The following is a 9,745-nucleotide window of genomic DNA, read 5'->3' as shown; positions in this document are numbered from 1 at the left end:
ACAATAAAAGCTCAACCCCAAATCATGGCCGCCCAGCGGAGTAACAACAGGCCGCCGCAAATGCACAACAGCACGACGACCATCTTCCAGTGTTTACTCATCATCCTTTTTGTGACCATCGGAGCCTCCCTGTATTGAGCCAGTGTTAACTGGTGATTTGCCGGTCAATGTAGTGGACCACGTGTTCCTTTAATTCGGGAACCGACTGGTCGGCGAGCCACTCAAAAGCCACCAGTAGTAAGGTTGTCAGGGTGAGTACAGTCAAAATTATAGCGGCTTTTTTATGGGCTTCCATCGTCTCATCGTCTTTGCATTGCCTGTTTTTTACTCTATCAGAAAGAGCTGCGTCTGAGGAACTTTCAGGCATTTGGTTCTGAAAGGGTTTAGGAAATTATACCCTTTCAGACAAAGTGAAACTTTGATCCTATCCCTTCGTGAGCGGATCCGCGCAAATGAGTGCATGCCGGCTGCCCGGTTTAAAGCCGTGTTGCCGTGCGCGCCACGCGATGCCCAGACCGGCCAGCAGCAGCAGAACCATCACCCACGGGAAAACGTCAATACCGGTTGTGTTGAGCAGAATGCCACCCGATAAACCGCCACCGGCAATCGCCAGGTTCCATGACACGACCACCAGCGATTGCGCGATATCGCCCTGTTCTCCGGTGGCATCCGCGATGGCGGTTTGCAGTAACGTTGCCGCGCCACCGAACGTCAGCCCCCAGACCAGAACGCACAGCGTGACCATGAACGGGGAATGGCTGTCCAGCGCCAGCCCTACAGAAATCAGGGCGAACAGCGCCAGGCTGGTCAGCAGGGTGTGCCTGAGACGTTTATCCACCAGCATGCCGGTGATGCCAATTCCCGCCAGCGCGCCAATGCCGAACACCAGCAGGATCTGATCAGCCCGTCCGGCCAGACCGGAGAGTTTCAGGAACGGCACGATATAGGTGTAAAGCAGGTTGTGCGTCAGCATCCACAGAAGGATCACGGCCAGTATGCTGCGCACGCCGGGCATCATTATGACATGGCGCAGCGACTGCTGTTCCCCGGCAGCCTGCCCCGGATAATCCGGCACTTTACGCATCACCCACACCACCAGCAGCAGCGTGAGGGCGGACATGACCCCGAATGCCGTCCGCCAGCCGAGCAGGGTGCCCATCCACGTCCCCAGCGGTACGCCAATCGACAGCGCCACCGGTGCGCCCAGCATGGCCACCGATAGCGCTCGTCCCTGCTGGTGCACCGGCACCATACGCCGTGCATAGCCCGCCAGTAATCCCCACGCCAGACCTGCCGCGGCACCGGCCATCCAGCGGGCAAACAGCGTCAGCATGAAGTTTGTCGATATTGTCGTGATGGTGTTAAACACCAGAAAACCGAGGATCGCGGTCAGTAACGCGGTGCGGCGGTTCCAGCCGCGCGTCATCGCCGCAAGCGGGATCACCGCCATCAGAGATCCGGCGGCATAAAGCGTGATCAGCTGCCCGGCCATCGCCTGCGAAATATCAAGGCCGGCAGAAATTTGGGGCAATAAACCGGCGGGCAGGGTTTCAGTCATGATCCCGATGAAACCGGTCATCGCCATCGCCAGTAAAGCCGAAAGCGGCAGGGGGGATTTCAGTGCAGTGGAATTCATGGAGTCTCTCAGTGACGGAAAAGGTGAAATCACGATAGAGAATTCCTCAGTGCGGAAAAAGTAGGGTACATTTCCAGTGTATGCGGACTCTGTTGTCCGTAATCGGAGGTGGCAGTGGAAAGTCTGAGTAGCCTTAATGTGTTTGTGCACGTTGCTGAAACCCGAAGCTTCGTGGCCGCCGGGAGGATATTAGGCGTATCGGCGTCGGCGGTGGGCAAAAGCATCGCCCGGATGGAAACCAAGCTGAACGTCCGCCTGTTTCACCGCAGCACGCGCAGCGTCACGCTCACGGCGGAAGGTGCGCTGTTTCTTGAGCGCAGCCGCCGGATTGTCGCTGAGCTTGAAGCGGCGGAAAGTGAGTTATCTCAGTTGTCAGAAAGTCCTCGTGGCAGGCTGCGCCTGAGTTTGCCGCAGGTGAGTACACTGTTGTTGCCGGTGCTGGGGGAATTTATGCGCCGCTATCCTGACATCGAACTGGATTTGGATTTTACCGATCGTATCGTTGATGTGGTGGAAGAAGGGTTTGATGCCGTGGTGCGTACCGGGCAGATGGCCGATTCACGGCTTTCGATGCGAAAACTCGGCACATTTCATCATCTGCTGGTCGGCGCCCCGGCCTATTTTGCCGCGCACGGCGTGCCGGGCGAACCGCAGGACTTGCTGAATCACCGTTGTCTGCATTTCCGGTTTCCCAACAGCGGAAAGCTTGAGCAGTGGCCATTCCCTGCGCATCAGGATCTGACGCTGCCGGTGTCGATGGTTTGCAATAACATCGAAACGCGCCAGTGTTTTGCTCTGCAGGGGTTGGGTATTGCGTGTTTGCCGGATTTTAGCATCCGTAAGGAATTGGCGTGTGGACAGCTGGTGACGGTGCTGGATCAGTACGTTAAACGCAGTGCAGACTTCTTCATTTTATGGCCATCGGGCGGCTATATGACGCCAAAGTTGCGGGTGTTAATCGATTTTCTCAGCGAACGGGTATTTCCGGAAAGCCCTGAGTTGGCGCTGATGTGTCCCAACTAAGCGGGTGGGTAAGCGCAGACGCGTGGGGGAAAATCAAAAGGCTCAAGTTTGCGTTGAGCCCTGACTGTGCGTGGGGAATTAACGGCTTCCCGGCAACAGAGATTCGGTGCATTTGAAGACGTCTTCGCGGAATTTGCGTGAAGCCTCATCCAGATCGGTCTGATTGGCGACGTCTGCACGGTTGGCTTCCAGCGCCTGATTCACGGCGACGGTGAAAGCATTTTCCTGGCTGGCGTTCAGCACGTTACCCACGCTGCCGAACAACAGACGCATGGCGGAAATTTGAACCAGAAGTTCACGGTTTACGCGTTCAAGCTGATCCACGCGTTTGGCAAGAATTTCGTCACTCATAGGTGTCTCCTTAGTTAATTGCCGCACACCATAACAAAAGCGTCGCCATGAAAAAACCGCCTTTCGGCGGTCAGGGTGCACGAATGCGGGTTTAGCGTACCATTTGCTGCATCTGGCGGCTGTATTCCATCAGCTGCGCATTGAGCGGCACCAGCTGCTGCTGAATCGCGTTGTATTTATCCAGCTGTTTTTGGGTGGAAAATTGCAGGCGGTTACCGGTAATGGTGACGTTTTTGCCCTGGCTTTTGATGAAGTCGGCTTTTTCCACGATGAGATTCAGCACCTTCGGCAGTAAATCAAACACCTGTTCAGTGATTTCAGAAGGTTTCACCACGGTTTTATCGTAGGCCTGATCGTAAAGCTTTTTCAGGTCATCCGGCTGTTTCAGCGCACTGTGCTGGGTATCGGCCTGCGTTCTCAGCGTGATGATTTTTTCTTTCCAGTTCAGGCTGCTGTCGGCCATTTTCTTTAAATCATCTCGTTGCTCGACCAGCGCGTTGACGCTGTTCACGCTGTTCATTCCGGCAAATACCGGCACCAGCGAGGAGTTCAGCTCGGTATTCATCTGGTGATGGAAACCGGTGATGATCGCGTAATCTTTGCTGTATTCGCCGAACTGTTTTTTCTCTTCTTCGGTCAGTTGCGGGACGGCCAGCACCTGTTTATCCAGAATGCGCGACTGGAGGAAATCCATAAACGCTTTGCGCTGTGCGGGCTCTTTGTCGCCACAGCCGCTGATGGCAAAAATCATCATCAGCAGCATAAAAGGCATCAGAAATGCGCGGTGAAAGTGAGAGGTTTTGGTGGCGTAATGCATGGATTCCTTGCTCCTTTTGCCCCATATTCAGAAGATTAACCTTAGCGTAAAAAGATGAAATTTTAACTAGAAAGCCGCGCTTATCTTGGTTAACGTCCCTGCGTTAACGGATAACTGCCTCTTCAGGAAATGTATGACTTTGAACGATAAGCCATTTTTAGTTCCCCGCACGCTCGGCCTGCTGGTAATAATGATCCTCGCCGGGTGTACCTCGAATAAGAAAGAAGAGGCGCCGCTGAAAAATCCGCAGGACACCAGGGCGGATATCGTTCGGCTTATGCCTTCCGGTGCCCCGGACAAGAAAGGCTGGGCAACGGACATCACGGCGGCATTTTCAGCGCAGGGCATCCCGGCAACGACCGACAATATTTGCTCCGTGCTGGCCGTGGCGCAGCAGGAATCGAATTTCAACGCGGACGCGCCGGTGCCGGGGCTCGGAAAAATTGCGTGGAAAGAGATCGACCGCCGCGCTGACGCGGTTCACGTGCCGAATTTCCTGGTGCACACCGCGTTGTTGTTGAAATCTCCTGACGGCAAGTCTTACAGCGAGCGGCTGGATAAGGTGAAAACCGAAAAACAACTCAGTGCGATTTTCGATGATTTTATCAATATGGTGCCGATGGGGCAGAAGCTGTTTGGCAATCTGAATCCGGTGCATACCGGCGGGCCGATGCAAGTCAGCATTGCGTTTGCCGAGCAAAACGCCAAAGGCTATCCGTATAAAGTCGATGGCTCCATTCGTAATGAGGTGTTCAGCCGTCGCGGCGGTGTCTATTTCGGCGTGAAGCATTTGCTGGGCTATCCGGCGAATTATTCTCAGCCGCTTTATCGTTTTGCCGATTTCAATGCGGGCTGGTACGCCAGCCGCAACGCGGCGTTCCAGAGTGCGGTCAGTAAGGCCTCGGGCATTCCGCTGGCGCTGGACGGGGATCTGATCAACTACGGCAGCGATAAACCGGGCAGCACGGAGCTGGCGGTGCGCACGCTAAGCAAGCGTCTGGATCTCAGCCAGTCTGCCATCCGCAAGGCGCTGGAGAAGGGGGATCAGCCTGAGTTTGAGGACACGAAGCTATACAAGCAGGTGTTTGCGCTGGCAGATAAAACTACCGGCAAGCGTCAGCCGCGTGAAATCCTGCCGGGGATTACGCTGGAAAGTCCAAAAATTACCCGCACGCTGACCACGGCGTGGTTTGCAAAACGGGTAGACGGACGCCGCGCCGAGTGCGTCCGCCGGGCATCGGCACGCTGAAGAACGCGAAGTGAGCCTGAGGAATCGTCTTAAAACCTGTTTTAACCGGCAGGTTTTATTCTTTTATTTTCGGGCTACAGCCACCGCCCTTCGTGGCCTGCGGGTTATTTGCCGCGGAAATATAATCAGCATCAATTGAAATGCGATGAAATAAAGGCTTGCTTAATAAATCCTGCTGTGTGTAAATAGCGTCAACGGTTTGTGGTTAAGACCTATTTATGTAAGACATTTTAGTAAAGCAGTTCCTGGTTCAAGTGATATAGCAAATCCTTTCTCCGACGAATTTCCTTCTCTGATGCATCCATAAGTATTTCAAATAAAAACAGACCTATATTGCCCTATGGCATCATAAAATAAAAACGAAGAAGGTATTTCCTATGTCTAATAAAATGACTGGTTTAGTAAAATGGTTTGACGCTGGTAAAGGTTTCGGTTTCATTTCTCCTGCAGACGGCAGCAAAGACGTGTTCGTACACTTCTCTGCAATCCAGAGCAATGATTTCAAAACCCTGGACGAAGGTCAGAACGTTGAGTTCACCATCGAACAAGGCCAGAAAGGCCCTTCAGCGGGTAACGTTGTCGTTCTGTAATGTCGCCTGATATTGAGGCAAATCACCTGCAATAGCGAAGATGGGGTAAACCCGGAGCAGACAGGAATCATTGTTTCAATATCGACATGCTGAACCACAAAAATAAACCCTGGCCAAGGCCGGGGTTTATTATTTATAAGCTTCCAGAATTATTTCGGGAGCCACAACAGAAAAGCCGGTTTTCTTTATTTATCAGATTTTGCGTTAATCAACGATAAATAAATATGTCAGTCGTTTTTTCTGTTGTGACCAGGCCATGCTCAGGCTGCGTAATGTTGGAGTGTACGATGGACGCTTACGCCATAATATGACGGCCGGGAAAGCACCGGCAAATCCCCTTTCTCCTTTGGCTGGCTCTGCGTTAGCCGCCATCATTGACGTCAGTGACCTCCTTTTCGTCAAGCTTTGGGCAAAAAAAAGCCCGCACGCGGCGGGCAAAATAACAGGGTTCTACAGGGGTATTACACAGGGACATCACACAACATTTGATGGATTTAAGATACCAAACGCTGTGTATGGTTTTGTCATCACCGGGTAAGGTTACTCCAGCAGATGTAAGCCTTATTTGTCTGCGTAATAACCAATGACCTGGTCGATTTTCGCATCCGCTAACGCAATTCCCTTCTGTATCAATGATTCTGAACCGATGCTGGCCAGCAGAATGACCACTGCAACAACCATTAATCCCTTGTAAGTCATGTTTTTCTCTCAGTGAGTGTGATGTTCATACGGGGTTTTGTTGCAGGCATTATGTGGCGATACCTGATGTATCACCACGTTTCCTTTCTCAGGGCAGGGGAGAAAGCGTTACAGCGACATATGCCCGACGCCAAAATAAGTCACCAGACCAATGATAACCAGCAACACGATGGCTGCGGCGGTGTAGAGGATGATGCGTTTGGGGCTGTAAAAAGCCATAGATATGTCCTCATCGAAAAATAGTGTTCTGCAACGGGCGTTACAAAACCTCCATCATCAGCGCCATCACGTAGCCAATCGCTACGGAACCGCCTGCCATCATTAACCAAAAAGCTGTTGCTTTCATTTCACGCTCCTTGTGCCGGGACGGCGTGCCCCGGTCATCGATTTCAACGCCTGATTATAACAAACCTGTAAATCATAGGAATAATGACATACTTTGATTTTAAGCCGTTGATCGGAAAAAATTTAACCGGAAATTGTGAAGCGCCTCGCTAATCCTCCCAAAAGGTCATTCCCTCTTTTAAAATTGACTGTGCTTATGCACATCACTCAATCCATTGATAATATGAATTAATCCACCGCAACTGTCTTTGCTGACGATCAAACATTGGGCGAGTGCACAATGGCAATTCATCCCGTTCGCTTTTTAATGAGTGTTGCAGTTGCTCATTATTTCAACGCTAAGGGAACCTCATGAACGGTCATGAAAATAAAGCGGTAAGAAGTGCAAACCGCAAATTCTTTGTCCGCACCATTCCGATGCTCATCCTGATGCTGATCATTAACCAGATTGATCGCACCAATGTCGGATTCATCAAACACAGTCTGGAAACGGACGTCGGCATCAGCACCGCCGCCTTCGGTTTTGGCGCGGGTTTGTTCTTCGTCGGTTATGCGCTGTTCGAAATCCCCAGCAATATGCTGATGGACAAGTACGGCGCACGCGTCTGGCTGACCCGCATTATGATCACCTGGGGCGCCGTGGTCTTTGCCATGGGCTTTGTGACGACGCCGATGCAGTTTTACGTGCTGCGCTTTTTACTGGGCGTGGCCGAAGCCGGTTTCTTCCCTGGGATCCTGTTCTATTTTCGTAAATGGGTACCGAATGTGTACCGCGGACGCGCCACGGCGCTGATCCTGACCGGATCGGCGGCGGCGTACTTGTTATCCGGCCCTGTGACCGGCGGATTGCTGGAACTGCATGATTTCATGGGATTGCCGGGCTGGCAGTGGGTGCTGTTTATTGAAGGTGCGCTGTCGGTGCTGGTCGGGATCGTGGCGGCATTCTTCCTGGTCTCCAGACCGGAAGAAGCCAAATGGCTGACCGCCGCGGAGAAAGAGGCGCTGAGCACCGCGCTGACCGAAGAAGCCAGTTCGCGTGATGTGAACACTCAGGGCCAGTCACGCTGGAAGTTGATCACCGACGGCAAAATGGCCTACCTCTGTTTTCTGTTTTTCGTGATGTGCATGACCGGTTACACGCTGGTGTTTTGGCAGCCGGAGATTATTGGCCGGATCCCGGGGCTGTCGCCGTTACAGATCGGTTTGCTCAACTCCGTGCCGTGGATTTGCGCCATTATCGCTATCAATATTCTCGGGCGTGTCAGTGACCGTTTCCGCGGCAATCGTGAAACCATTCTGGCGCTGGCGCTGATTGTTGCCGCCATCGGCACCTGTTTGTGTACCCTCGGTGGCCCGTGGTTTGGTCTGTTTGCGCTGTGCGTGGTGTGCGTCGGCACCAAATCCAGTGCGGTATTGTTCTGGCCTATTCCGCAAAGTCAGTTGCCGTCTTCCATCGTTGCGCCGGGCATAGCGTTGATCAATTCGCTGGGTAATCTGGGCGGATTCTTCGCACCGGCGGTCTTTGGTTATCTGCAACAAACTACCGGCAGCACGACGTCGGGGTTGTATATCCTCAGCGGCATTTCCGTGTTTGCCGCCATCACGCTGTTCTTCACCAAAACTCACCGCACGCCAACTCAACCTGACTATCACGCCCCGCAGGGACTGGAGCAAAAACGCCATGTCTGATACGCCAAAAATTGTCGAAATGCAGGTCATCCCGGTTGCCGGTCACGACAGCATGTTGCTGAACATCGCCGGTGCCCACCATTGTTATTTCACCCGCATTCTTCTGGTGCTCAAAGACAGCGCCGGGCATACCGGGGTGGGGGAATCGCCCGCGACGGGAGTGGTGCTGAAAATCCTTAACGACGCGATCCCGCATATCGTCGGCCAGGAAATTGGCAAAATGAATCAGCTGGTCAGTGATTTGCACAAACGCGATCTTGACGATCACGCCCGGCCTGCCCCGGTTCTGCCGGGCTTCCGGCCATGGGATCTCGAGCGGCATCACAATGCCGTGGCGGTGCTGGAAACGGCGCTGCTGGATCTGATGGGGCAACATCTCGGCCAACCCGTGGCCCAGCTGCTCGGCCCCGGCAAACAGCGTGATGAAGTGCCGGTGCTGGGGTATCTGTTTTATATCGCCGATCGGCAGAAAACAGATTTAGCCTATCTGGAAGGGAAAGCGCAGGCGGGGCAACACCCGTGGTATCACCTGCGGCATCAGGAAGCCATGACGCACGAGAAAGTTGTGCAACTGGCTGAGGCCGCGCAGGACAAATACGGTTTCAGGGATTTCAAACTCAAAGGCGGCGTTCAGGCGGGAGAAATCGAAATCGACACGGTCAGGGCGCTGAAACAGCGCTTCCCGCAGGCGCGGATAACCGTTGACCCGAACGCCTCGTGGTCGCTGGATCAGGCGATTTCGCTGTGCAAAGGCATGCACGGAATTTTGTCTTACGTTGAAGATCCGTGCGGCGCGGAGCAGGGTTTTTCCGGGCGGGAAACGCTGGCGGAATTCAGGCGCGCTACCGGTTTGCCGGTCGCCACCAATATGATTGCCAATGACTGGCGGCAGATGAGCCATGCGCTGCAACTGAACGCGATAGATATCCCGCTGGCCGATCCCCATTACTGGTCGATGCGCGGGGCAAATACCATCGGGACGTTATGCAATGCGTGGGGACTGACGCTCGGTTGTCACTCGAATAATCATTTCGACGTATCGCTGGCGATGCTGGCGCATCTCGGTGCGGCAGCGCCGGGGGAGATTACGCCGTTTGATACGCACTGGATCTGGCAGGAAGGACAGCATCTGACTAAAAATCCGCTGCAAATCAAAGACGGAAAACTGGCGCTGAACGATCTGCCGGGGCTGGGTGTGGAGCTGGATATGGATGCCGTCGGCATTGCCCATCAGCGCTACAATAACCTGACGCAAAAAGACCGCGATGATGCGATCGCCATGCAATATCTGATACAGGGATGGAAGTTCGACGGCAAGCGCGCCACGCTGGTGCGCTGATTTTTCT

General features: G+C 53.5%; 10 protein-coding genes. 5 read left to right on the top strand and 5 right to left on the bottom strand.

The features are described 5' to 3' along the window. Window positions 1-11 precede the first annotated feature (11 nt). Both yniD and ACQZQY_RS20940 read right to left on the bottom strand, forming a co-directional pair. On the bottom strand, window positions 12-119 hold the full coding sequence (yniD, locus tag ACQZQY_RS20945; RefSeq protein WP_112164783.1) for a small membrane protein YniD: 108 nt from the start codon (window positions 117-119) through the stop codon (window positions 12-14). Between the two features lie 305 nt (window positions 120-424). Continuing rightward, window positions 425-1,636 carry an MFS transporter gene (locus ACQZQY_RS20940; protein WP_122097398.1) on the bottom strand — a complete coding sequence of 404 codons (1,212 nt, stop codon included), beginning with the start codon at window positions 1,634-1,636 and terminating at the stop codon, window positions 425-427. Between the two features lie 114 nt (window positions 1,637-1,750). Between ACQZQY_RS20940 and ACQZQY_RS20935 the strand changes: the two genes are divergently transcribed. Next, on the top strand, window positions 1,751-2,659 hold the full coding sequence (locus ACQZQY_RS20935; protein ID WP_390972912.1) for a LysR family transcriptional regulator: 909 nt from the start codon (window positions 1,751-1,753) through the stop codon (window positions 2,657-2,659). A gap of 78 nt (window positions 2,660-2,737) precedes the next feature. On the opposite strand, the gene ACQZQY_RS20930 is transcribed toward ACQZQY_RS20935, so the two are convergent. Together ACQZQY_RS20930 and ACQZQY_RS20925 are read right to left on the bottom strand one after the other, a co-directional pair. Continuing rightward, complete coding sequence (locus ACQZQY_RS20930; protein WP_056781372.1) at window positions 2,738-3,010, bottom strand: hypothetical protein; 273 nt, start codon at window positions 3,008-3,010, stop codon at window positions 2,738-2,740. 91 nt (window positions 3,011-3,101) lie between these two features. Then, on the bottom strand, window positions 3,102-3,827 hold the full coding sequence (locus ACQZQY_RS20925; protein WP_431296345.1) for a DUF3053 domain-containing protein: 726 nt from the start codon (window positions 3,825-3,827) through the stop codon (window positions 3,102-3,104). 133 nt (window positions 3,828-3,960) lie between these two features. Here ACQZQY_RS20925 and ACQZQY_RS20920 point away from each other — a divergent pair, with 133 nt between their 5' ends. Together ACQZQY_RS20920 and cspE are read left to right on the top strand one after the other, a co-directional pair. Next, window positions 3,961-5,076, top strand: coding sequence for a DUF1615 domain-containing protein (locus ACQZQY_RS20920; protein ID WP_431296344.1), 1,116 nt, complete (start codon window positions 3,961-3,963; stop codon window positions 5,074-5,076). A 377-nt stretch (window positions 5,077-5,453) separates the two neighbouring features. Then, a complete protein-coding gene (gene cspE, locus ACQZQY_RS20915) occupies window positions 5,454-5,666 on the top strand; it encodes a transcription antiterminator/RNA stability regulator CspE (protein ID WP_056781364.1) in 213 nt (70 codons plus the stop codon). Between the two features lie 561 nt (window positions 5,667-6,227). Here cspE and ACQZQY_RS20910 read toward each other — a convergent pair. After that, window positions 6,228-6,365, bottom strand: coding sequence for a hypothetical protein (locus ACQZQY_RS20910; RefSeq protein WP_162997923.1), 138 nt, complete (start codon window positions 6,363-6,365; stop codon window positions 6,228-6,230). 696 nt (window positions 6,366-7,061) lie between these two features. Here ACQZQY_RS20910 and ACQZQY_RS20905 point away from each other — a divergent pair. Next, window positions 7,062-8,399 carry an MFS transporter gene (locus ACQZQY_RS20905; protein WP_056781358.1) on the top strand — a complete coding sequence of 446 codons (1,338 nt, stop codon included), beginning with the start codon at window positions 7,062-7,064 and terminating at the stop codon, window positions 8,397-8,399. Beyond that, the gene (locus ACQZQY_RS20900) at window positions 8,392-9,738 is read left to right on the top strand and encodes an enolase C-terminal domain-like protein (protein WP_431296343.1); all 1,347 of its coding nucleotides are present in this window, start codon (window positions 8,392-8,394) and stop codon (window positions 9,736-9,738) included. Before ACQZQY_RS20905 ends, ACQZQY_RS20900 begins: the two co-directional genes overlap by 8 nt. Window positions 9,739-9,745: the final 7 nt, after the last annotated feature.

Source organism: Rahnella sp. PAMC25559 (genome assembly GCF_050632365.1).
Taxonomy (GTDB): Bacteria; Pseudomonadota; Gammaproteobacteria; order Enterobacterales; family Enterobacteriaceae; genus Rahnella; species Rahnella rivi.
Note: the sequence above shows the minus strand (reverse complement) of the source record. Positions and strands in the feature narration are given on the sequence as shown.

Coding starts and splice junctions, on each gene's coding strand:
- yniD (WP_112164783.1), bottom strand. CDS start 119: ATGGTCACAAAAAGGATGATGAGTAAACACTGGAAGATGGTCGTCGTG.
- ACQZQY_RS20940 (WP_122097398.1), bottom strand. CDS start 1,636: ATGAATTCCACTGCACTGAAATCCCCCCTGCCGCTTTCGGCTTTACTG.
- ACQZQY_RS20930 (WP_056781372.1), bottom strand. CDS start 3,010: ATGAGTGACGAAATTCTTGCCAAACGCGTGGATCAGCTTGAACGCGTA.
- ACQZQY_RS20925 (WP_431296345.1), bottom strand. CDS start 3,827: ATGCATTACGCCACCAAAACCTCTCACTTTCACCGCGCATTTCTGATG.
- ACQZQY_RS20920 (WP_431296344.1), top strand. CDS start 3,961: ATGACTTTGAACGATAAGCCATTTTTAGTTCCCCGCACGCTCGGCCTG.
- cspE (WP_056781364.1), top strand. CDS start 5,454: ATGTCTAATAAAATGACTGGTTTAGTAAAATGGTTTGACGCTGGTAAA.
- ACQZQY_RS20910 (WP_162997923.1), bottom strand. CDS start 6,365: ATGACTTACAAGGGATTAATGGTTGTTGCAGTGGTCATTCTGCTGGCC.
- ACQZQY_RS20905 (WP_056781358.1), top strand. CDS start 7,062: ATGAACGGTCATGAAAATAAAGCGGTAAGAAGTGCAAACCGCAAATTC.
- ACQZQY_RS20900 (WP_431296343.1), top strand. CDS start 8,392: ATGTCTGATACGCCAAAAATTGTCGAAATGCAGGTCATCCCGGTTGCC.